Origin of the sequence: Paenibacillus lentus (genome assembly GCF_003931855.1) — a bacterium.
Lineage (GTDB): Bacteria > Bacillota > Bacilli > Paenibacillales > Paenibacillaceae > Fontibacillus > Fontibacillus lentus.
Genome location: NZ_CP034248.1, coordinates 3010685 through 3034462 on the forward strand (window position 1 = coordinate 3010685; position 23778 = coordinate 3034462).

16 protein-coding genes are annotated in these 23778 nt (G+C 46.5%); 15 read left to right on the forward strand and 1 reads right to left on the reverse strand.

Annotation, left to right across the window (positions count from 1 at the left end; all coding sequences use genetic code 11):
• Positions 1-13: 13 nt before the first annotated feature.
• The 3 genes from EIM92_RS13415 to EIM92_RS13425 are packed head-to-tail and all read left to right on the forward strand — an operon-like array spanning position 14 to position 3427.
• On the forward strand, positions 14-898 hold the full coding sequence (locus EIM92_RS13415; protein ID WP_125083066.1) for a carbohydrate ABC transporter permease: 885 nt from the start codon (positions 14-16) through the stop codon (positions 896-898).
• Positions 898-1728 (forward strand): carbohydrate ABC transporter permease, encoded by an 831-nt coding sequence (locus tag EIM92_RS13420; protein WP_125083067.1) that lies wholly within the window; start codon positions 898-900, stop codon positions 1726-1728. The genes EIM92_RS13415 and EIM92_RS13420 overlap by 1 nt, the downstream gene beginning before the upstream one ends.
• Before the next feature lie 49 nt (positions 1729-1777).
• A complete protein-coding gene (locus EIM92_RS13425) occupies positions 1778-3427 on the forward strand; it encodes a response regulator (protein ID WP_125083068.1) in 1650 nt (549 codons plus the stop codon).
• A 159-nt stretch (positions 3428-3586) separates the two neighbouring features.
• Here EIM92_RS13425 and EIM92_RS13430 read toward each other — a convergent pair whose 3' ends face one another.
• The gene (locus EIM92_RS13430) at positions 3587-4303 is read right to left on the reverse strand and encodes a Crp/Fnr family transcriptional regulator (protein ID WP_125083069.1); all 717 of its coding nucleotides are present in this window, start codon (positions 4301-4303) and stop codon (positions 3587-3589) included.
• 495 nt (positions 4304-4798) lie between these two features.
• On the opposite strand from EIM92_RS13430, the gene adhE reads away from it, so the two are divergent.
• The 12 genes from adhE (at position 4799) to EIM92_RS13490 (ending at position 23649) form a co-directional block, all read left to right on the forward strand.
• A complete protein-coding gene (gene adhE, locus EIM92_RS13435; RefSeq protein WP_125083070.1) occupies positions 4799-7414 on the forward strand; it encodes a bifunctional acetaldehyde-CoA/alcohol dehydrogenase in 2616 nt (871 codons plus the stop codon).
• A 287-nt stretch (positions 7415-7701) separates the two neighbouring features.
• Positions 7702-9963, forward strand: coding sequence for a formate C-acetyltransferase (gene pflB, locus EIM92_RS13440; RefSeq protein ID WP_125083071.1), 2262 nt, complete (start codon positions 7702-7704; stop codon positions 9961-9963).
• Positions 9964-10018: 55 nt separating this feature from the next.
• On the forward strand, positions 10019-10762 hold the full coding sequence (gene pflA, locus EIM92_RS13445) for a pyruvate formate-lyase-activating protein (RefSeq protein WP_125083072.1): 744 nt from the start codon (positions 10019-10021) through the stop codon (positions 10760-10762).
• A 199-nt stretch (positions 10763-10961) separates the two neighbouring features.
• A complete protein-coding gene (locus EIM92_RS13450; protein WP_125083073.1) occupies positions 10962-12338 on the forward strand; it encodes an extracellular solute-binding protein in 1377 nt (458 codons plus the stop codon).
• Between the two features lie 26 nt (positions 12339-12364).
• Positions 12365-14170: a cache domain-containing sensor histidine kinase gene (locus tag EIM92_RS13455; protein WP_125083074.1), complete on the forward strand. Its 1806-nt coding sequence runs from the start codon at positions 12365-12367 to the stop codon at positions 14168-14170.
• Between the two features lie 38 nt (positions 14171-14208).
• Positions 14209-15834 (forward strand): beta-N-acetylhexosaminidase, encoded by a 1626-nt coding sequence (gene nagZ, locus EIM92_RS13460; protein ID WP_125083075.1) that lies wholly within the window; start codon positions 14209-14211, stop codon positions 15832-15834.
• A gap of 188 nt (positions 15835-16022) precedes the next feature.
• The gene (locus tag EIM92_RS13465) at positions 16023-18182 is read left to right on the forward strand and encodes a stalk domain-containing protein (protein WP_125083076.1); all 2160 of its coding nucleotides are present in this window, start codon (positions 16023-16025) and stop codon (positions 18180-18182) included.
• Between the two features lie 170 nt (positions 18183-18352).
• Entirely contained in the window at positions 18353-18808 is a 456-nt protein-coding gene (locus EIM92_RS13470; RefSeq protein ID WP_125083077.1) for a Fur family transcriptional regulator, read from the forward strand.
• A gap of 1 nt (position 18809) precedes the next feature.
• On the forward strand, positions 18810-19076 hold the full coding sequence (yidD, locus tag EIM92_RS13475) for a membrane protein insertion efficiency factor YidD (protein ID WP_125083078.1): 267 nt from the start codon (positions 18810-18812) through the stop codon (positions 19074-19076).
• A gap of 416 nt (positions 19077-19492) precedes the next feature.
• On the forward strand, positions 19493-21469 hold the full coding sequence (metG, locus tag EIM92_RS13480) for a methionine--tRNA ligase (protein WP_125083079.1): 1977 nt from the start codon (positions 19493-19495) through the stop codon (positions 21467-21469).
• A 403-nt stretch (positions 21470-21872) separates the two neighbouring features.
• A complete protein-coding gene (locus tag EIM92_RS13485; protein WP_125083080.1) occupies positions 21873-22859 on the forward strand; it encodes a metal ABC transporter solute-binding protein, Zn/Mn family in 987 nt (328 codons plus the stop codon).
• A 31-nt stretch (positions 22860-22890) separates the two neighbouring features.
• Complete coding sequence (locus EIM92_RS13490) at positions 22891-23649, forward strand: metal ABC transporter ATP-binding protein (protein WP_211344370.1); 759 nt, start codon at positions 22891-22893, stop codon at positions 23647-23649.
• Positions 23650-23778 lie beyond the last annotated feature (129 nt).

The window sequence follows — 23778 nt, forward strand, 5'->3', positions numbered from 1 at the left end:
CTGGAGGGTATTTATGAACAAGGCGATGAGAAATCCGCTGATGTATACATTATTTTTAATTCCAACTTTTATCGGTATTATATTGTTTTTCATCTATCCCGTAATCAATGCCGCGTTTTATAGCTTTACCGACTGGAACGGGATTGCGAAGACGTACAATTTTACTGGATTCGCGAACTACACGAAGGCGATGAGTCAAAGCGCGTTTTGGGTGTCAGTCAGAAATAACGGCTTCTTTATTCTGTTTTCAGTGTTTATTCAAGTTCCGCTTATCATCCTGTTCTCGCTCTTAATTGCGAACGTCAAGAAACTGAAGGGGCTGTATAAAACAGCTGTATTTATGCCTTCGGTGATGTCTACGGCAGTCATCGGTATTTTGTGGGGCTTCATTTATGAGCCGGATATCGGATTGTTTAACCATGTACTGGGACTGTTTGGTATTGAGAAAATATATTGGCTGTCGGATCGCAGTTGGGCTATGATTTCCATCCTGATCACGAATGCCTGGCAGTGGACCGGGTTCTATATCGTGATGGTGCTGGCCGCAATCATCTCTATTCCCAAGGAGCTGGACGAGGCTGCGATGATTGACGGGGCTACCGGCTTCCAGCGCGCCATGCGGATCACAATGCCGCTGATTATGCCGATCGTGTCGGTCGTCATTATGCTGTCCATTGCCGGGGCTATGAAGGCTGCGGATATCATTATCGTTATGACCAAGGGCGGCCCGGCAGGTTCAACCGAGGTGATGGCTACCTATATGCTGAAGCACTCCATCACCAGCTTCAAATACGGATATGGGAACAGCATCGCGGTCTTGATCTTTATTTTCACGCTGATCATTACGGCACTCTATCAAGTCCTTGTGGCGAGAAGAACGGAAAGGATCGAATATTAATGACGAAAAAATTCAAGGGCAGCCTGGCTCATATTCTGCTGATGATTTATCTGCTAGTAATTCTCTATCCCTTTTTATTTGTGCTGTTCTCGTCAGTGAAGACGGATAACCTCGCGATCGCAAAAAATCCGTTCGGATTTCCACAGGAGTTCCAGTGGTCCAATTATGTAGAAGCCTGGGTCAACGCGAAAATCAGTACGTATTTCTTGAACAGTTTGTATATCGCAGTGATTGCCGCGGTGGCGACTATCATTATGGCTTCCATGGCTTCTTTTGCAATGACTCGGATGCGGTTCACAAAGGTTAGCCCTGTTCTGTATCAGATCATTATTCTCGGTATTCTTATCCCAGGCAACGCATTGCTGCTGCCGGTATACAATCTGATGCGCACAACCCATTTGCTCGATACGCACTGGGCATTATTAATTCCGTACGCGGCAAACTCTATTCCATTCTCGGTTGTCATCTTAACTGCTTTTATGAAATCATTGCCCAGCGAGATCGAGGAGGCAGCTGTTGTAGACGGACTAAGATTATCTGGTATTTTTACCAGAATCGTGATGCCGCTTACCGTTCCGGCCCTCGTTACCGTCTTTATCGTGAATTTTCTCGGCAATTGGAATGAATTTTTGCTCGCTAATTACTTCTTGTCCGAGGATTCGCTCAAAACACTGCCTGTCGGGATGGTAGGCTTCCGGGATGCCTTTAATATCAACTATGCGCAAATGTCGGCAGGAATTGTCTACAGCGTCGTTCCAGTAATGGTCATCTATGCGATCCTGCAGGAGAAAATTATTGAAGGTTTGACGGCCGGAGGGGTAAAAGGATAGATTAACAGTAGAACGGTAAGACGGTGACAACGAAATGGGGTAGTACTCTGTGGATATCAAGGCGCTGCTCATTGATGATGAGCCTCTAATTCTGAATCATTTGAAGAATGCGCTACCTTGGAATGAGCTTCAGATTGATCTTGTTGGAACGGCTAGGAACGGGGTAAAAGGGCTTGAGCTAGTCATAGAATTCGAACCTGATATAATCCTGTGCGATATTCGAATGCCGCTGATGGACGGACTGGAGCTTCTCCGCGAAATTCGCAAACGAGGCTATGAGACTGAGGTCATTATGTTGACCGGTTATCAGGAGTTTGAATATGCCCGGCTGGCATTGCAGCATGGCGTCAAGGATTATATTCTGAAGCCGATTGATTACTCGGAGCTGAAGAAGGCGGTCGGTAAGCTGGCGAATGAGGTTCGATCCCGAAGATCGGAAAAGCGTTCCGTCGAGAGGCAGATGCAAAGGATGCTCGGACTGGCTCACGAAAAAATGATGTTCGATGTGCTGATGGGCTTTGTGGAAGATCTGCCGGCGTATTGGTTCGCCGAGGATGAACGGGGGAATGGACTTCTATACTCGTTGATTCTCGTAGATCTCGACGGTTATGCGCAGCGTACGGTGTCCTGGACGGATCAGGAGCGCAAGCTGTGGAACTTTGCGGTTCGAAATGTGCTCCAGGAGGCGATTCCGGATCAAGAGCTTCAATATACCGTCGTCCAGTTGCGTCAAGGAGAATGGTGCATGCTGCCGCAGTTTGAGCGCGCGCGCTATGCTGCTGTTTCGGAACAGATGTATGAATGGGCTCGGAAAATTCAGTGCGCCGTCAAGGAGCATATCAAGCTAACGGTCAGTTTAGCCTGGGATCACGGGCCGATTGAAATGAAGGAACTATCCCAGACTTATTTGAAGCTGCAGCGCGGTTTAATGCTGCATGCCGATCATGAGCAGTTGCTTCCTTTTACAAAAGAGAATTCGTCCGGCGATTTGGGAGCGATATCGGAATGGCAGCTTGTGGAGGAAATTACCTCTGGCCTGAGAATGTACGACAAAGCAAAAGTCGAGCAAGGGTTAGAGAGACTAAGGGCTAATCTGCCGCATATTTCTGAGCATTCCGCGCTTGGGATTGAGAAATTTCTGCAATATGGCATTATTCATTTGCTGCGAGAGATGCGAGAGCTGGACTTCATGAATTCCCATGAAGAGGGGATGCTGTGGCAGCATTTGCAGCACAGTCATAATGTGAAGGATCTGCTGAATGTGATTGCAGAGTTGGAAAACCATATTAAAGAGCTTGAAATCAATAAGAAGTCCAGCGAATTGCTGATGATCTCGGCCGGTGAATTTATTGAACGCAATTTGAGTACTGATATTGGGGTCGACGATATTGCGAATTATCTGAATATAAGTTCAAGCTATTTCAGCCATTTGTTTAAACATCATTACGGGGAGACATTTGTTGAGTATTTACGAAAGCAGCGCATGGAGCTTGCCAAGAAGATGCTGCGCCTAACCTCCCGCAGTGTTACCGAAGTGGGGACGCTAGTGGGCTACAGTGATCGGCGTTATTTTTCTAAAGTATTTCAGCGCTATACGGGTGTGACACCGACGGAGTACCGGGAGCAGGAAGAACTGGCGGAGGAGAGCGAAGAAGCGAGAAATGAGCCTGATGGGCAAAAAAATAAACAGCAGGTATAGGATGCACAGCACGTAGAATCTGAATTTAATTGTATCAGCTAAAACCGCCATCGCCGAACAGATCGTTAAACTACATTTGCTGAACTTATGACGCCGCACAAATCGAAAAAGCAACCTCCTCCGGATCGAGATGAGGTTGCTTTATCCATTTGCCTGCCATTAAATCCGGCATATTTCGTTAGGGCATAGCTCACAGTGACAAATGTCCTGCAGCATAACAAGATCTTTAATAAGGATCATACCGTTTACGTACTCGAGCGCGTTTTTCTTGCGTAAATCACTGAGCATCCGGTTGACGCTTTCGCGAGTAGCGCCGATCATGTTGGAGAGATCCGTGTGTGTAATCTTTTTGTTGATGAGAATGTTATCGCCGTGCTTCTCGCCATAGGTATTGCTTAGACGAATCAGGGTCGAGCAGAGCGCTCCCGGCTTTCCGTACATCATCAAGTCCCGGAATTTAGTTTGCGTCAGCCGATGGTGAATACCCATCCATTTCATGAAATCAATGGCGAAATCACAGTGCTGGCAAATCAGAATTTCCAAATCTTTTTGTTCAATAATGCCGATTTCACTGTCTTCAATAACTTCGGCGGTAAAGCTGTGCTTCGTACTAAAGAAGGGATCAGCCTGGCCGACCATGTCACCGCGTCCATACATATAAAGGATAAGTTCTTTGCCTTCGTCCGTAGATTTGGTTAGTTTAATCCGCCCGCGTTTTACGAAGAACAATTTATCGGAGAAGTCTCCTTCCCAGAACAAATGCGTTCCTTCCGGATACGTCTTATCTTTCATAGTTACAAGAAGACGATTGAAATTTTGCTCTGAAAAGCAGTTGGTATTCCCACGGGTCGGGGTTGCTGTTGCAAACTCAGTCATTTTATAATCCCCCTCATACTCCAAATTTTTCTGAAAATTTTAAATTAATTTAAATTAATTATATAACGAACCAGAAGCTTTGGGGCGGCTTACAAGGGCTTAAAAGTGTCTAAATTCTAACATTGTGACTATTTTCACTATCTTAACACCAAAATTCATTGCACAATAGGCGATCGCATGAACGTAATTCAGCGTCAGATTTGTGGTTGAAGGATGTAAGAAGGACGCTCAAGACTCGTTACCTTAATTAATTGTAAATAAGGATGGAATCTGTGAAAAGAAATCGATAATTATGAAAGTTTTTCACTTTTTCTAAAGTTTGTGAAATTATTCACTATACAAACTTAAAATTATATGTTATGATCGATGTAACAAAAAGAGAAGCAAAAGCTTCCGATGGATGAACCAGAAAGTGAAATTATTCACAATACTATCTTATGTAGAGATGAATCACGAATCAGGTTGATCCAGATGAAACTTAGGAGGATGAGAGAAATGGCCGTAAAGAATAATGTGACCACGAAGCAGCAGCCTAGCCCAGAGGATTATATCCAATCACTGATCGACAAAGCGAAGAAGGCAACTGATGCTTTCATGGGAATGGATCAAGAGCAAATCGATAAGATTGTACAAGCGATGGCTCTTGCGGGTCTCGACAAGCACATGCACTTGGCAAAAATGGCTGTAGAGGAAACTGGACGCGGAGTATATGAAGATAAAATTATTAAGAACATGTTCGCGACTGAGTACATCCATAACAGCATCAAGTATGATAAGACGGTTGGTGTCATTGAGGATAATCCTTATGACAGCTTCCAGAAAATCGCCGAGCCGGTCGGAATTATTATGGGGATTACTCCGGTAACGAATCCGACATCCACTACAATCTTTAAAGCGATGATCGCCATTAAGACTCGCAATCCGATTATTTTCGGATTCCATCCTTCCGCACAGCGTTGTAGTGCTGAAGCAGCGAAGATTTTGCTGGAAGCAGCGGTGAAACATGGCGCGCCAGCTGACTGTATCCAATGGATCGAAGATCCTTCCATGGATCGCACGAATGCATTGATGAATCACCCTGATGTGGCATGCATTTTGGCGACAGGCGGTTCTGCAATGGTTAAAGCGGCATACAGCTGCGGTAAGCCGGCACTTGGCGTAGGCCCTGGTAACGTACCTTGCTTCATTGAGAAGAGTGCTGACCTGGATCAAGCTGTTAATGACCTGATTCTATCTAAGACATTTGATAATGGTATGATCTGTGCTTCCGAGCAAGCGGTTATTATCGAAGAACCGATCTTTGATCAAGTGAAGAAGAAAATGATTGCGAACGGCTGCTACTTTGTTAACAAAGAGGAAGCTGCTAAATTAACAGCTGGCGCGATCATTGCTGATAAATGTGCAGTGAACCCTACGATCGTAGGTCAGTCTGCAACCAAAATTGCTGAACTATGCGGTATCGATGTACCTGCCGGAACGAAAATTCTCGTTGCTGAAATTGAAGGTGTCGGACCTAAATTCCCATTATCTGCAGAGAAATTGAGTCCGGTGCTGGCGTGCTACAAAGTGAAAACAGCTGAGCAAGGCATTGACCGCGCACTGGAAGTCGTTCAATTTGGAGGCATGGGACACTCGTCGGTCATCCATTCCAATAATGAAGAAATTATTCAAAAATTCTCGGATCGCATGCCAACTTGCCGGATTCTGGTGAACCAGCCATCTTCGCAGGGCGGTATCGGTGACATCTATAATACGAACCTGCCATCGCTTACGCTGGGCTGCGGATCTTACGGACGCAACTCGACTTCGTCGAACGTAACAGCTGTCAATTTGATCAACGTGAAAAGGGTGAATCGTCGTACCGTGAATATGCAGTGGTTCAAAGTGCCAAGCAAAATCTATTTCGAGAAAAACTCGACGCAATATCTTGCTAAAATGCCGGATATCAGCCGCGTGCTGATTGTAACTGACCCGATGATGGTTCAACTCGGATACGTAGAAAGAGTGGAGCACTACTTGCGTCAACGCCAAACTCCGGTTGCGATCGAAGTATTCTCGGAAGTTGAGCCGGATCCATCGACAACGACGGTAGAACGTGGTACCGAATTGATGGCTAAATTCCAGCCAGACTGCATTATCGCACTCGGCGGCGGATCGCCAATGGACGCTGCGAAAGGAATGTGGCTATTCTACGAATATCCGGATACTGAATTCCATAACTTGAAGCAGAAATTTATGGATATCCGCAAACGGACTTACAAGTACCCACGTCTCGGTCAAAAGGCGAAGTTCGTGGCGATTCCTACCACTTCGGGTACAGGTTCGGAAGTTACTCCGTTCACAGTAATTACAGATAAAATCAACGGCAACACGAAATATCCTTTGGCGGATTACGAGCTGACTCCAGACGTTGCGATCATAGACCCTGAATTTGTATACAGCTTGCCTAAAGTAGCAGTAGCAGACACAGGTATGGACGTTCTGACGCATGCGATCGAGGCATACGTATCGGTCTTGGCTAACGACTATACGGATGGACTGGCGATTAAAGCGATCCAACTAGTATTCCAATACCTGGAGAAATCGGCGCTGACTGGCGACAAGCTGGCTCGCGAGAAAATGCATAATGCCTCGACACTGGCAGGTATGGCCTTTGCCAATGCGTTCCTGGGCATTAACCACAGCTTGGCGCATAAATGGGGCGGTCAATACCATACCGCACATGGTCGTACTAACGCGATCCTAATGCCGCACGTTATTCGCTACAATGCGAAGAAACCTACGAAATTCGCGACATGGCCAAAATATACGAACTTCGTAGCTGACGAGCGCTATGCGGAAATCGCCCGTATTCTTGGATTGCCTGCACGCACGACAGAAGAGGGCGTGAAGAGCTTGATCAAAGCGATCCGTGAGCTGAACAAGAAGCTGGGCATTCCTGAAAGCTTCCAAGAACTTGGCTTCGATGCGAAGGATTTCGAGTCGCGTGTGGATTACTTGGCAGACCGTGCATTTGAGGATCAATGTACGACAGCGAATCCGAAGCTGCCACTCGTAAGCGAGCTTGCTGAAGTATACCGTGACGCGTTCTATGGCCGCTTTGAAGAGTAGAAATTAAAAAGATTAAAATTCTAAAAACTAAAAAATCGCTTGTTCATTAAAATGTGACAAACATCACTCGAAATGTGATGTTTGTCACAATCCTTTTATTCGATCTGTACTATCATTACAAGTATAAGGATCCTTTATACGTTGATGAGTTAAGTGGATTCGAATAAAAGATTTAATAGCTTATCAGTGTCAAAGTTGTGAAAATTATCACAAATTTTAGGGATCCAAGGATGCGGGATTTATAAACCTTCAACCCCGCATACATTATATAAATGGAGGGAATAAAGATGTCGGTGATTGAAAAAGAAGTAAAAGAAGTACAGTCCGCATGGAGAGGCTTTAAAAAAGGCAAATGGATGAAGGAAGTTAATGTTCGCGATTTTATCGACAATAACATTGCTCCTTATCTAGGAGATGAATCTTTCCTGGTAGGACCAACAGATAACACGGTTGCCCTATGGGATATCGTATCCGACCTAACTAAGAAAGAACGGGAAGCTGGCGGAGTACTTGATGTTGACGTGAATACGCCATCCACGATTGTATCTCACGCTCCAGGCTACTTGGATAAAGAAAAGGAGCAAATCGTTGGTGTACAAGGCAGTGAGCCATTCCAACGCACGATCCGTCCGTTCGGCGGTATTAACATGGTGTTCAATGCATGTAAGGCTTATGGATTTGATCTGCCAGAGAGCATTGTTGAGATGTTTACAACGATTCGTAAGACGCATAACCAGGGCGTTTTTGATGCATACACTTCCGAGATGAGAGCGGCCCGTAAGGCTGGGATTATTACAGGTCTTCCAGACGCTTATGGACGCGGTCGGATTATCGGCGACTATCGCCGTGTTGCCCTATACGGGGTAGATTTCTTGATCAAGCAAAAACAAAGTGAGCTGAAAAGTCTTGAAGTCGATGTGATCGACGAGGATGTTATCCGCCTGCGTGAAGAGCTGTCTGAGCAAATTCGCGCACTCGGTGAATTGAAGCAGCTAGGCGAAATGCACGGCTTCGATATTTCCAGACCAGCAACAACGGCGAAGGAAGCATTCCAATGGCTCTATTTTGCTTACCTGGCTGCTATTAAGGAGCAGGATGGCGCGGCAATGTCTCTTGGACGCGTATCATCTTTCCTTGATGCTTACATTGAGCGTGATCTTGCCGAAGGAACGATTACTGAGGTGGAAGCGCAAGAGCTTGTCGACCATTTCGTAATGAAGCTGCGTATCGTCAAATTCCTGCGCACGCCGGAATACAACGAACTGTTTAGTGGTGACCCTACATGGGTAACGGAGTCGATTGGCGGAATGTCTGTACAAGGCACTACTCGGGTAACAAAGAACAGCTTCCGGTTCCTGCACACCCTTTACAATCTGGGTCCTGCGCCTGAGCCAAACCTGACCGTGCTATGGTCTGAGCAATTGCCGGAAGCGTTCAAGAAATATTGCGCCAAAGTATCCATCGAGACAAGCTCAATCCAATATGAGAATGACGATTTGATGCGTCCGATTTATGGAGACGACTACGGAATCGCCTGCTGTGTATCCGCGATGGAAATCGGGAAACAAATGCAATTCTTCGGCGCTCGTGCGAACCTTGCCAAAGCGCTTCTGTACGCGATCAACGGCGGTAAGGACGAGAAATCCGGAGTGCAGGTCGCTCCTGAATATCCGGCCATCACTTCCGAATATCTCGATTATGATGAAGTAATGAAACGTTTCAAGCCGATGATGGAATGGCTTGCTAAGCTGTATGTAAATACACTCAACGTTATTCACTACATGCACGATAAATACTGCTACGAACGCATTGAAATGGCCTTGCATGACCGCGATATTCTTCGTACGATGGCTTGCGGCATCGCCGGTCTATCCGTAGCAGCTGACTCACTTAGCGCTATCAAGTATGCTAAAGTTAAACCGATCCGCGATGAGAACGGCATCGCTGTAGATTTTGAAATCGAAGGCGAATTCCCTTGCTACGGCAACAACGATGATCGAGTGGACCAAATCGCAGTTGAGCTTGTGGAAAGCTTCATGGGCATGATCCGCAAGCATAAAACATATCGCAACTCGCTGCCAACGCAATCTGTATTGACGATCACTTCCAATGTAGTGTACGGTAAGAAGACGGGTACTACACCAGATGGTCGTAAAGCGGGTGAGCCGTTCGCGCCAGGTGCTAACCCAATGCATGGACGGGATAAGAAGGGGGCACTTGCATCCTTGAGTTCTGTCGCTAAATTACCTTATGAGCACAGCCTTGACGGTATTTCCAATACTTTCTCGATCGTGCCTAAGGCGCTAGGGAAAGACCCAGAAATCCGCAAGAATAACCTGGTGTCTATGATGGATGGTTACTTTGGAAGCAATGCGCATCATTTGAACGTCAACGTGTTCGATCGCGAGCAATTGATGGATGCGATGGAGCATCCGGAAAATTATCCGCAGCTGACAATCCGCGTATCCGGTTATGCTGTTAACTTCATCAAGCTGACACGTGAGCAGCAACTGGATGTTATTAACCGCACATTCCATGGATCGATGTAAACAAAATAGGGTATAAAGGCAGTACATGCAGCCATTTTAGAAAGGGTGACGAAACATGCTTAAAGGTCGCATACATTCATTGGAGACATTCGGAACGGTTGATGGCCCGGGCATTCGCTTCGTCCTCTTCATGCAGGGCTGCTTGCTGAAATGTCAATATTGCCATAATCCAGATACATGGAGCCTGACGGACGGGAAGGAAATGACATTAGAAGAGGTGCTGGCTGAAATCGAGCCGTATCTTAACTATTACCGCTCGTCAGGCGGCGGGTTGACTGTCTCCGGTGGGGAGGCTACATTACAAGCGCCGTTCGTTACGGAATTGTTCCTTGAGGTGAAGAAGCGCTGGAATTTGCATACGACGCTTGATACGAACGGTTATAATGATGGCCCTAAAATCATCGACCTTTTGAATGTCACGGATTTGGTCATGCTCGATTTGAAGCATATCGACAACGAGAAGCATATCAAGCTAACCGGGAAACCGAATGAGCGCATGCTGAACATGGCTAGATGGCTATCTAATGAGAGACGTAATATGTGGATCAGGTACGTACTTGTTCCAGGGCTCACCGATGATGAACAAGATTTGCTAAATCTTGGACGATTTATCGGGGAGCTACACGCTGTAGAGAAGTTTGAAATACTTCCTTATCATCAGATGGGCATATACAAGTGGCAGGAGCTAGGCTGGAGTTATCCATTGGAAGGCGTGCCTTCGCCGACGGAAGCGGAGGTTCAGCGGGCACACGATCTGATTGAAGAAGGAAGAAAGCAGACGGTAGCCAAAGTTTTATAATTTTATAAATTTACAGTCAGGGCTGTTCCAATTAGTTATTACTAGTTGGGGCAGCTCTTTTACTTGCTCTTGCATCATCTAATCCTCCCCCTTTTCAAGAGATTTGTTCCCTTACTAAAGAGGAAGGCAGAGTCTATAATATAGATAGCTTCGTAGATAACTTCATAGAGAGCTTGATCAAAATAGGGGGCTTTTCCAAATGAGAAATCGTTTTATGTTAGGGCTGCTCCTGCTTTTTTTCGTATTTGCCTTAACTGTAGCCGGCTGCAAGAGAAGTATTAGCAACAGCAACATCGTAGCAGGGGAGAAAGCTGCATTAATGAATAGGCAAACACAGCTTCAGGATGAGCCTTTTGAAGTTACGCTAAGACACACGCAGGTCGGGGAATCCAAAAAATTTCGGTTAGCCATTCTAAAGGATGTTGTTCAGCAGACTGAAGCGGATATTCCTGGTTTAAAAATACGGCTGGACGGCGTCGATTCCGAGGTCAATCGCAAGGAGAAGCTGCGAGGTGAGATGGCCGCCGGCAAGCCGCCGGATATCTTTGATGTGTTTGGCAGCCCGGATTCTGATATATATGCCCGGGAAGGACTTCTGCTTGATCTGACACCGATCTTGGAGGAGCTTGGACTAAAGAACAAGATCAAAGGACTGGAGCCGTATACACATGACGGAAAGATTTATGGTTTGCCTGCGGGAGCGTCCATCGAAGGCTTCTTTTATAATAAAGCGTATTTTGAGGAAAAGGGGCTTCATGTTCCAAGGACGCTTGCGGAGCTGGAACAGCTGGCAGAGGTCATTAAAGCAGACGGTAAAATTCCCTTTGCCCAGTCCTCTAAGGAAGCCTGGGTTCCGTTAATGACGACAAATAATTTATGGTCATATTTTGCTGGTTCTGAAGTGACATCAGGCTTCCGCTCCGGACAGGCAAAGTGGACTAATCCTGATGTCGTAAAGGCCTTTGAGAAACATCAGGAATGGGTTGAGAAAGGGTACTACAAACCGGGCGAGTTAGCCGTGGAATATATCGATATGAGGAACCAGATCATTAGCGGGGAAGCGATCATGATGATGGATGGTTCCTGGGCGAATTCCGTGTTTCGAGATCCGGTTCAAGCAGGCGAATTAATCGGAAAAATCGGTTATTTTAACATGCCGCCCGAGGCTGAAGGTGATCCTTATATCGTTATGAATGATTTTAACAATGGGTACGGGTTTTCTAGCGCTATAGCTGATGATCCGCGTAAATTGCAAGCGGTTAAACAGTTTATCCAGAACTTCTGGACAGAAGAGATGCAGCTTCGAGGGTTGAAGGAGGACGGGGTGCTTCCCGCCTTAATCATTGACAGTGAGCAATTGTTGGATACTGTGGAGGATCCCTTGATAAAAGATATTTTTAACGGCGTGGAGCAAATCGATATATCCTATCCTGCCTATGACGCGCTGGTGCAGACGCCAGTGAACGAGGCTTTGGGTCTTGGTATTCAGCAAATGATCAGCGGAGCGGTGGAGCCGAAGACGATGCTCGAAGCTCTGGAGCGTACGCAGGACGCAGCAAATGCAGAACTTCCATAGCATTAAATGCCGCAAGGAGATAACTTATGAATCTAAGGATCAAAATGTTGACAGCTTTTCTTGGACTTGTCATTGTGCCGCTATTCATTCTTGGCATCGTTACTTTTCTCGTTACTTTTCAATCGATAGAAAAGAAGCATAGCCAGCAAGCGGAGTATTCCCTCAAGGCGATTAGCTACAGCATTAAAAAGGTCTTTCAAGAGATGGACAATGTGACGGATAACGGAATTTCCAATGAAATTTTTAAAATGGCGCTAACGGCTGAAGATCCTGACTCCCAAAACCTGGTTAGTCAAATCCGGTTGAATGAGAACCAGAAGAACTTTCGGTCGCTGTTGTACAACCATCCTGCGATTGATTACGCCTTTTTATACAGCGAGCGGGGGAATGGTGAGGCCTCTAACGTAGTAACATTATTTAATAAAGAAAGCTTTCAAACTCTTCCTTACGAAAAGTTCAAACTGCATCCTTTGTATGAGGAGGTAAAGGCGCTCAAGGGGCAATCCAAGTGGATCGCTCCATACGAATATCCCGAGTTGACAGGATCTGAAAACGTATTCACACAAATCAGGCTGATCAAGGATAAGCATACGATGAAGGCGCTTGGCATTCTTGCGGTGCAGATAAAGAACTGGGAGTTTGAACGTATTTTTCAAAACTTAAAGCTGGGCAGCGAAATGAAGGATACCCGCTTCATGCTGGTCAATGACGACGGGCTGGTGCTATATGATCATCAGTCTGAATTTGACGGACTAAACATCCAGGCTCACATCGATCATGCATTTCATCCAAGCGATACATATCAGAGCTTTAAAGGGAAATTCAACGGGCAAGAGAGCATTATCTCCATATATAATTTGCAGGCTTATCCTTGGAGCCTAGTGTCTATAACGTCATGGAGCTATTTGTCGCAGGAAATTACGACCTTTGCGAAATGGTTTATCGCCATTCTCTTTATTTGCTTGGTAACGGCGATCCTATTCAACGTGCTGTTTATGAACAGAATCACCGGAAATATCGGTAAAATCGTCCGGTTTATGCGTAAGGTTGAAGCGGGAGATCTGCAGGCCAGGGTGGAAGAAAAGGGCGATGATGAACTATTTTTGCTACAAAAGGGCTTTAACAATCAAATGAATAAAATCAATGAGCTATTCGAGCAGGTTAAGATGGAGCAGAAGCAGAAGGCTAATGCAGAGTTACGGGTGCTGCAGGCGCAAATCAAGCCGCACTTTCTCTTTAATACGCTAGAGTCGATTAACGTTCTGGCGATTCAGAATGAAGGACGGAAGGTGAGCGAGATGGTGCTGCGTCTTGCCAGCATTTTGCGAATTAGCATTCAGGAGAAGGAAGAGATCAAGCTTCGTCTTGAAATCGAGCATTTGTACAGTTACTTGGAGATTCAAAAGAGTAGGTTTGACGATCTGTTTGATTATTCGATCGATATTCCGACAGAAATGCTGCAATATCGGCTGCTTAAGTTAACGCTTCAGCCCTTGGTGGAGAACAGTATCCAGCACGGTTTCGACGGGATTGAATATCCCGGCCAAATTGCTATTACCGGCTTTCTAGAAGAGGACAGGATGGTGCTGCGCATTGAGGATAATGGAATTGGCATCACGGGTGAGCAGTTATCATCCATACAATACACAGAGTTGGAACAGGTGAAATATGAAGCGCTTAAGCCTTATCCTAGTCCGGAGAGACAGGGCCTGGGACTGCGAAGCGTCCACGATCGGCTGCGATTGCAGTACGGGCGAAGATACGGTTTATTTATTTGTTCTGCACCTGGTCAAGGTACGATTATCCAATGCATTATTCCGAAGCAAAGTTAAATCTAGTAAAAAATAATTGAGAAGGCGGGTGTACAGGTTTGGAGACAGCGAAACTAACGCTAGAGCAAAAAATCGGGCAGATGTTTATTTGCGGCTTTCCTGGGATTGTAGCGAATGAAGGGATCAAGGCATTAATCGCCGAACATCATTTAGGCGGGATCATTTATTTTCGACGAAACATTGATAGCGTGGGACAACTGGCCAAGCTTTCCCAGGACTTGCAGCTGTTACCTCGCAGCACGCCAGAAATCCCTCTCTTTATCTCGATGGATCAGGAAGGCGGCATGGTGGCGAGATTGGATCATGATGGCATCAGTCGGATTCAGGGCAATATGGCGCTCGGAGCCGCAAATGATCTGTCGCTAACCGAGGAGGCAGCCGTATTGGCGGCTAAGGAATTATTTTCTCTTGGTATTAATCTCAATTTTGCGCCTTGTGTTGATGTCAATAATAATCCGGCCAATCCGGTAATTGGCGTCCGCTCTTTCGGCGAAGATCCGCGTCGAGTTGCTGAGCACGGAGCCGCCGCAATCCGTGGATATCAGAGCCAGGGAGTCAGCGCTACAGCTAAGCATTTCCCCGGGCATGGCGATACGGCCGTTGACTCGCATCATGGCCTGGCCAGTGTGCCGCATAGCCGGGAGCGGCTGTACAGCGTGGAGCTTTCGCCTTTTTGTAAAGCGATTGAGGCTGGCGTTGATATGATCATGACAGCACATGTTATATTTCCAGCTTTCGAGCCCGAGGCGATTCCAGCGACGCTGTCCCGGCGCGTCCTGACAGACTTACTGCGTAATGAGCTTGGCTTTGAAGGCGTCATTATCACAGATTGCTTGGAAATGCACGCGATTTCCAAAAGCTGTGGGATTGCTGAGGGAGCCGTTCGCGCCATTGAGGCCGGAACTGATATCGTTCTAGTTAGCCATACCTTGGAGGAACAGGTGCGGGCGATCAAAGCGGTACGCGCTGCCGTTCAATGCGGACGACTGACAGAGGCACAAATCGATACATCGGTGGCGCGCATACTGGCATTGAAACAGAAGCGTATCAGTAAATCGCAGGGGATCAATCCTGCTCAATCCACTCGTATTCCGCTCACTCCAAAGAAGGAGAGCGAGCCGCTACTACAACGCATAGCTGAAAAAAGTGTGACGCTTGTAAGCGATCGCAGCGGCAATTTACCTTTGGCGAAGGGAGAGCCTGTGCTCGTCGTTTGGCCGGAGCTGCGTCACCGAACCGAGGTGGATGAGCCGGCTGTTCATCGGTATACGCTAGTCGATGCACTCGCTCCTTACAGAGAGGTGGCCCTAGCTATCGTTGGCACTGCTCCCGACAATTTCGAAATTCAGGACGTTATAGAGAGCAGCAGGAAGTTTAAGCAAGTTATTGTAATGACTTATACCGCGGAAGGAGAAATTTCTAAGGGGCAAATATCCTTAATAAAAGGATTGAATGAAATACATGGTTCTAGTATTATAGTTGTATCTACGCGGAATCCATATGATATTAATTCTTTTCCTGAGATAGGAACATATTTGTGCCTGTACGAGAATCGACAGTATTCACTTGATGCACTTGCAAAAGTGCTAGTTGGGCGGCTTCGGCCACAAGGCAAGCTTCCGGTAGGCCTGAGTTCACATTTTCCGATTGGACACGGCCTGTAGCCTGGAGAGCTGTACGATTCTAATATGGAACTCGTTACCTATAAAACCGGTAAAAGTCCGTATTAATAACGGATTTTTATTGGTTTTTATTTATGTATGCTAAAAGTAGCAACTTTTTATGCTAATCGGCGTTTAACTATAAGCGTACAAGTGACAGTCTTAACAATGGGAGCAAAAGGAGTTTATCAATGAAGTTGAAAAAGATGGTCCTCATCACCGTATCGATTGCTTCACTAGTGACCATGGTTCTACCTGTTAGTGCGGCAAGTACCGTACCTGGAAGTACCCTAAGCACTGAAGACATTGCAGCAGGGCAAATGAACACATTATCAGGTTTGTCGAATACTCAGTCAGGCATACCCGATATAGAAAAGGTAGAGACAGAACAGCCCAGGGAGACAACCCCTTCTGCGGAGGCCGAGGAAGAAACAGGACTTATGGCAATGGGGAACATAAATGCTACTTTAAGCTCTGATGTTAGTCAATTGGTTCTTTTGATGAATAGTAATAAAATGTATCAGAATGGCAAGCTATACTTAGCCTCTCATCCAATGACCGTCAAGGACGGGGTTTCCTATATATCCATTCGAGCGATCGTGGAACGTGCGGGATTGAAATTATCTTATGACAATAAAACGAAAGAGACGATTATTCGGCGGGGCGGTGATGAGCTGCGATTCAAGCTGAACAGCAAGAATTATAAAGTGAATGGAGTCGTCAAGCAAATGAGGGGCGCGTCCTACTCCTCTAAAGACATATTCATGGTTCCGCTGACTTCGATTACGCAGGCACTTGGCATCCCCTACACGGTAAACCAGCAGGAGAAGAAGGTCATTCTCAGCCTGTCGACCAAGCCAGTTGCTTCTTTTAGCATCGGTAATCCGGAAATCTTTGCAGGCGAGACTTTGGTGCAGTATATGCCTAACGCGTACTCTCCTAAGGGACTGCCTATTGTGGAAGAGCAGTGGGAAGGCAGAGAGGAAATATTCATGTCTCCGGGCAGGTTTGTCGTCGGCTATCGCGTCAAGGATTCCAGCGGCCAATGGAGCGATACGTTCTGGCTAACCGTAACGGTGAATAAGCCACATACGCCTCCAGTTGCCAATTTTACGACGAATAAAGACACATACAAAATGGGGGAACTCGTTACCTACACAGATTACAGCACGGACGAAAATAACGCTATTGTGTCCCGGGAATGGTTCAACAATGAGATGGCATTCTTCCTGCCAGGGCCAAAGACCATTCGCTTAACCGTTAAGAATAAATACGGACTCTCTTCGACCGCGGAGAAAACGATCATGATTACGAACGAGACATTGTATTCGCGGGATGATTTCTACAAAATTTATACACCGGTCGGTAGTAAATATTCGTTTGACGGTACCAAGATTCCTACCTGGGAGAAGGTTCCTTATCAATACGAGAGCGAGCCCGTAACGCTAATTCGCAGCAACAGTCCAGAGACGGTCTATTCCGAAGGGATCTTATATCGTGATTCGGCTATCGGGAATACGAGATTTATGCTGCATCATGTGAATGCAACCAGGAAAAGCGTGAAAATGTACGTCGTAGCCACAAACCGTAGTACCGAAACCGCACGCTTGAGCCAGACGAGCTTGGGAATGGGCGGGCCCACGAAATATGCAACGGCCTCAGGCAAAATGTCTGTGCAGCGTTATTTCGAATCGATGCAGTTCGGTAATAAATATAAAGACGTATGGCTTGCGCCAGGCCAGAGCAAAGTCATTTTCAGCGAACTGAGTTCAAATGTAATGCGGCAGGGAGACGTCATATCCTTATTTGCAGACTTATATAGCGATCAAATGATTCAATATCATGTCATTATGCTCCAGAGCACCAGAGATCCCATTAAAGCTCTACAAAATTTAACCGTGCTACCTATGGATAATCACAACCGGGGTAAGTATTATGAAGCGACAAAAAATATTCAATACGGTGAGCTTGTCGGTTTGACACCATCCCGGCTGATGATCGGTGACAATTCCCAAGACCCCTATTTGATCGGGACAGATGGGGCAACGGGAACCTACCAAATGAACGCAGGTAATTTTGGGGTATTGTACCGAATCAAGCTACATCGGGTTGCCCCTCAGACTATCATTACGTTCAACCCGCGCGGAGGACAATATGATGGAGTGATCATGGTGAACGGCAGGATGGTTCAGTTGCCTGAAACTAGCGGGCTGAGGGCTCCTCACGAAGCGGCTGTGCTGCATCGCACGGGTGATCGCGAAGAGACGGTGGAAATGCTCTTTACGGCGGCACCGGGCAGCAGCTTATCTGTTAATTTATTATTCCAGCCTTTACCTGAAATTAAACATTAATTATGGTTATAATCTATGTTTTCGAGGCAGATCAACACAAATTTCGTTGGTCTGCCTTTTTCTGACGCACCCACGGTTGAGAAGGGGCAGCTTCATTGACGCTGCTGTTTTTTTCGGGCATTATTATTAGTGACGCATGCATAACGCAAGTTCAGACGGGAGGTATGCACATGCTGTCGAATGAACAAATTATCGGGATTATGTCTGCCCAGGGTCTGCGGATTACGGATCAACGAAGAACGTTAGCCAAGCTGTTCGCTGAGCGTGATGGTTATTTAACGCCGAAGGATGTTTATGAATATATGGGGAAAATATATAGTGGTCTTAGCTTCGATACCGTATATCGTAACTTGCGGGTAATGGAAGAGCTGGGGGTGCTGGAGCAGGTCATGTTCGAGGATGGTCTTAAATTCCGAGCCAGCTGCAATGAAGAGCATCACCATCACCATATGATCTGTCTGCAGTGCGAGCGAACCTACCCGATTCATTTTTGCCCGATGCCCTTGACGAATGCCCCTGAGCAATTTCAAGTGGTCAAACATAAATTTGAAGTGTTCGGTTACTGTAAAGATTGCCGCCCTGAGCTGGATGGCAAGCGCTTGCCCGAGCACAGCGAGACATACTAACATGGGGATAGTTCGCAAAGCGGCCAAAGGACCGATTATTTTCTATCGCAAATTTATTTCACCGCTTAAACCGCCGACGTGCAGATTCTATCCAACCTGTTCGGCTTATGCTTTGGAAGCGATTGAGATACATGGCGTTCTGCAGGGCTCTTGGCTTGCGGTTAGGCGAATTGCCCGCTGCCATCCATTTCACCCGGGTGGATTGGATCCTGTTCCTCCCAAGAAGACAGGGGGAAGCAGGGAGGTCACAGCTCGACCTGAAGACTAGGCCTCAGACAATCTTGCTCACCTTAATCCATTAGACTGCTTGACAGCCTTTACGTCTTTTTCTAAGATAGAAGATAAACACATGTATATTGTAATGAATATATGATTATTCCGAAGAACGGATGAGTACAAAGAAGGATTCAGTGACAGAGAACCGGGGGAGCTGCAAACCGGTCTGGATCGACTTTGGAAGATGGTCCGGGAGGAACTGCTTTCGAGCTACCTGGCTGATGGGCTAAGGAGGTAAGGGAGTGGCGCGCAATCCGGCGTTAATGGAGGGTCGCAAAGACCGAGTGAGCCTGCTGTCTGTGAAGACGCAGGGAAATTGGGTGGTAACGCGTGAGTCATCTCTCGCCCCATAGGGGGCGGGAGTTTTTTGTTATTTTTGGGGTTGATTATGAAGGAGGAAGATGAAATATGGCTGAGAAAAAAACGTTCTATATTACGACACCGATTTATTATCCTAGTGATAAACTGCATATCGGTCACGCTTACACGACGGTGGCTGGTGACGCGATTGCACGTTACAAACGGCTGCGCGGCTACGATGTGCGCTACTTGACGGGTACGGACGAGCATGGGCAAAAAATTGAACGCAAAGCTCAAGAGAACGGAAAAACTCCGCAGCAGTTCGTCGACGATATCGTTCTCGGCATTAAAGACTTGTGGCGGAAGCTGGACATTTCGAATGATGACTTCATTCGGACAACAGAGCCGCGGCACAAGGCTGTCGTTGAGGAAATCTTTGATCGTTTATTGAAGAAAGGCGACATTTATAAGGGGGAGTATGAGGGGTGGTATTGTACACCATGCGAGTCGTTCTTTACGGAGCGCCAGCTTGTAGATGGCAACTGCCCGGATTGCGGACGCCCGGTAGAGCTTGTAAAGGAAGAGAGCTATTTCTTCCGAATGAGCCATTATGCGGATCGCCTTCTGCAGTATTATGAGGAGAATCCGGATTTTATTCAACCGGAGTCGCGCAAAAATGAGATGATTAACAATTTCATCAAACCGGGATTGGAGGATCTAGCAGTATCACGAACGACGTTCGATTGGGGCGTTCGAGTAAAAGAGGATCCGAAGCATGTTATTTATGTATGGATCGATGCTTTATCCAATTATATTACGGCGCTTGGTTACGGTACGGAAAATCCGGAGCTGTATGAGCGTTACTGGCCTGCGGATGTCCACCTGGTCGGAAAGGAAATCGTCAGATTCCATACGATCTATTGGCCGATCATGTTGATGGCGCTCGATCTTCCGTTGCCTAAGAAAGTATTTGGGCATGGTTGGCTGCTGACCAAGGGCGGCAAAATGTCTAAATCCAAAGGGAATGTCGTCGATCCAAACATGCTGATCGATCGCTACGGTCTTGATGCTACGCGGTATTATTTGCTCCGCGAGGTTCCGTTTGGCTCCGACGGTTCGTTTACACCGGAGAGCTTCGTGCAGCGCGTCAATTCTGATCTGGCTAATGATCTTGGCAATTTGTTGAACCGCACGGTGGCTATGATCGGCAAGTATTTTGACGGTGAGCTGCCAGCGTATCGTCCAAATGTTACGCCATACGATGCGGAGCTGTCGGATCTGGCATTGCAGACGATTCAAAAGGTCGAGGAGGTTATGGAGAATTTAGAGTTCTCTGTGGCTTTGACAGCGATCAGTGCGTTTATCGGGCGGACGAATAAATATATTGATGAGACACAGCCATGGGTGCTTGCCAAGGATGAAGCTAAGCGAGGAGAGCTGGCTTCGGTTATGGTGCATTTGGCCGAGTCACTGCGAATAGCTTCAATCTTACTGCAGCCATTCCTAACTCAGGCCCCGGCGAAAATCTGGTCGCAGCTCGGGATTGAGCCTGGCAAGTTGACCTCCTGGGAGAGCGCAAAATCCTTTGGTTTGATTCCGGCTGGAACGAAGGTTGGTAAAGGCGAGCCTATTTTCCCTAGACTTGATGTGGAGGAAGAAATTTTGTATATCGTAGATTCAATGTCTGGAGGTGCAGAGTCCGTCTCAGAGGCGCCTGCGAAATTACAGGGTACGGATGCTGCTGAGAAACAGGAGACGAAGCCGGAGATTGGTATCGATGATTTTGCAAAAGTTGAGTTGCGCGTAGCGGAGGTTATTGCCTGTGAGCCGATTCCGAAAGCGGATAAGCTGCTTAAGCTGCAATTGGATCTCGGATATGAGCAGCGCCAGGTTGTTTCCGGAATCGCGAAATTTTACAAGCCGGAGGAGCTGATAGGTCGCAAAGTAATCTGTGTCACCAATCTGAAGCCTGTCAAGCTGCGTGGCGAGTTATCGCAGGGCATGATATTGGCAGCTTCCCAAGGAGATAAGCTTACACTGGCGACGGTTTCCGAATCGATGCCGAATGGGGCTGTCGTTAAGTAGGCAGGCCGCGCGATTAACTGATGCTTCGCTGCAGAAAAGTTGTGTTCGATTATTGATTGTTTGTAGATGAGCTATCGAAGTACAGGTTGCTGATGATATGAATGTAACCGCCAAGAGTGAACTGTCCCCCAATCGTTAGAAACATATTAACAGGGGGAGTTACGGTTCGGAGCTTGGCGGTTCGTTTTTTGTTTGTTTCATAATGGCAGTCCAAACCTCCAGCCTTAAAATACATGTACCACCGTTGCCTGCTTGGCCAGTCTGTTTATTTAACCGTCTGGGCGACAACACTAGATGAGACAAGTTGCCAAAAAAATATTAGGCGTTGACAACAGCTTAATGTTGACCCTATAATCCTATTAGTAATAATTACGATTAAGCGAAAATAGGAAGGAAGATTATAATGGCGTCATATATGAAAATAAGAATGGGCTGGAAGTTTGGCGTATTGCTGTTGGCAGCGTTGCTTTTATTGTCCGGATGTGGGAGCAGTAACAGCGAAAGCAAGATTGTTGAAGGCAAGGTCAACGTCGTGACAAGCTTCTATCCAATTTACGAATTTGCAACAGAAATTGGCGGCGAAGATGCGAATGTTCTTAATTTAATGCCTGTCGGCGTGGAGCCCCACGATTGGACGCCACGGAGTCAGGAAATTCTCAATACATCGAAGGCACAGTTGTTTTTCTATAACGGCGCAGGACTTGAGGGCTGGATCGATAGCTTTCTCAAGGGTCTCGGAAGTGATTCTAAGGTGAAGACTGTTGAGGTGAGCCAGGGAATTGCTTTGATTGATAGTGAGGAAGAAGACGGACATCATCATGGAGAAGAAGGTCACGATCATGGACACAATCATGGCCACGATCATGGACATATTGATCCCCATACCTGGGTGAGTCCGAAATCGGCAATGATCATGGCGGAGAATATAAAAAATAGTTATATAGAGGTAGATCCGGCACATCGCGAACAGTACGAAGCACGTTATGAACAGCTGAATACTCGCTTACAGGAGCTGGATGCTAAATTTACCGAGGAGCTGTCCAAAACAAATCGGAAAGATATTGTCGTATCCCACCAATCATTCGGTTATCTATGTCGGGATTATGGACTTTCTCAGCATTCAATTATGGGCTTGACGCCGGAAGCGGAGCCTAAAGCCCAGGATTTGGTCAATCTGTCCAAATTGGTAAAAGAGCGGGGTATCCAGTATATCTTTTTTGAGGAACTAGTATCGGATAAGTTAGTCAATACGCTAGCTTCCGAGGCAGGTGTGAAGACGTTGGTGCTTAATCCGGTTGAAGGGCTGACCAAACAACAGGAGCAGGCAGGGGAAAATTATTTCACTTTAATGGAGAAAAATTTGCAAAATCTCGTTCTCGCTTTACAATAAAGAGAGACATTTTAGCGGAAGGACGGTTAAGATGAAACCGCAGAGCATAGCAACATCGGCACTAGCTTGCCATGACAACATTATCGAGCTAGTCGATATCTCCTTCGCGTATAAAGATAAGAAGGTTATCTCGGACTTTAGCTTTAAGGTAAAAGAACGTGATTTCGTTGGTGTGATCGGCTCCAATGGGGCGGGAAAAACAACTCTGCTGCGAATGATGGTAGGGCTGTTATCTCCTACTGAAGGGGAAATTCTCTTATTTGGACAGCCGATTCGGCGTTTTCGCGATTGGGACAGGATCGGCTACGTGCCTCAGAAGAATTCGTTTAATCCGTTGTTTCCGGCAACTGTAAGAGAGGTTGTCATGTCCGGTCTATATAATAATAAGTTGTTTCGTCGCATCGGAAAGGCGGATCAGTCAAAATGTAACGATGCGCTTGAGGTGATGCGCATACGGGATATCGCGGACAAGCGGATCGGGGAGTTGTCAGGAGGACAGCAACAGCGGGTCTTTTTAGCCAGGGCGCTGATCAATAAGCCGGATTTACTTATCCTAGACGAGCCTACCGTCGGAATCGACGCTCAAACGCAGGAGGATTTCTTTGAACTGATTTTTCATATGCACGCACATCATCACATGACATTTTTAATGGTCTCTCATGATGTGGAAATGATTGAGGAGAATTTGGGCGATCAGCCGCTGGATCGTTGTGGAGCAATCAAGTTTTACGTGAAACATTCCCATGATCAAGAATGCGTGATCCCTGATCTTCAACATTCAATCAATTAGCATTTATAACTAGCTTGCGGAGATGGTTTTGCTTAGCAAAACTCTAAGCTTCTGCTTCCCAAGCTAGTTTTTCTGCGCAAATCAAAGCTTATGCTTACGAAGTAGTTTTGCTATGCAAAACTTGGAGCT

Coding starts and splice junctions, on each gene's coding strand:
- EIM92_RS13415 (WP_125083066.1), top strand. CDS start 14: ATGAACAAGGCGATGAGAAATCCGCTGATGTATACATTATTTTTAATT.
- EIM92_RS13420 (WP_125083067.1), top strand. CDS start 898: ATGACGAAAAAATTCAAGGGCAGCCTGGCTCATATTCTGCTGATGATT.
- EIM92_RS13430 (WP_125083069.1), bottom strand. CDS start 4,303: ATGACTGAGTTTGCAACAGCAACCCCGACCCGTGGGAATACCAACTGC.
- adhE (WP_125083070.1), top strand. CDS start 4,799: ATGGCCGTAAAGAATAATGTGACCACGAAGCAGCAGCCTAGCCCAGAG.
- pflB (WP_125083071.1), top strand. CDS start 7,702: ATGTCGGTGATTGAAAAAGAAGTAAAAGAAGTACAGTCCGCATGGAGA.
- pflA (WP_125083072.1), top strand. CDS start 10,019: ATGCTTAAAGGTCGCATACATTCATTGGAGACATTCGGAACGGTTGAT.
- EIM92_RS13450 (WP_125083073.1), top strand. CDS start 10,962: ATGAGAAATCGTTTTATGTTAGGGCTGCTCCTGCTTTTTTTCGTATTT.
- EIM92_RS13455 (WP_125083074.1), top strand. CDS start 12,365: ATGAATCTAAGGATCAAAATGTTGACAGCTTTTCTTGGACTTGTCATT.
- EIM92_RS13465 (WP_125083076.1), top strand. CDS start 16,023: ATGAAGTTGAAAAAGATGGTCCTCATCACCGTATCGATTGCTTCACTA.
- EIM92_RS13470 (WP_125083077.1), top strand. CDS start 18,353: ATGCTGTCGAATGAACAAATTATCGGGATTATGTCTGCCCAGGGTCTG.
- yidD (WP_125083078.1), top strand. CDS start 18,810: ATGGGGATAGTTCGCAAAGCGGCCAAAGGACCGATTATTTTCTATCGC.
- metG (WP_125083079.1), top strand. CDS start 19,493: ATGGCTGAGAAAAAAACGTTCTATATTACGACACCGATTTATTATCCT.
- EIM92_RS13485 (WP_125083080.1), top strand. CDS start 21,873: ATGGCGTCATATATGAAAATAAGAATGGGCTGGAAGTTTGGCGTATTG.
- EIM92_RS13490 (WP_211344370.1), top strand. CDS start 22,891: ATGAAACCGCAGAGCATAGCAACATCGGCACTAGCTTGCCATGACAAC.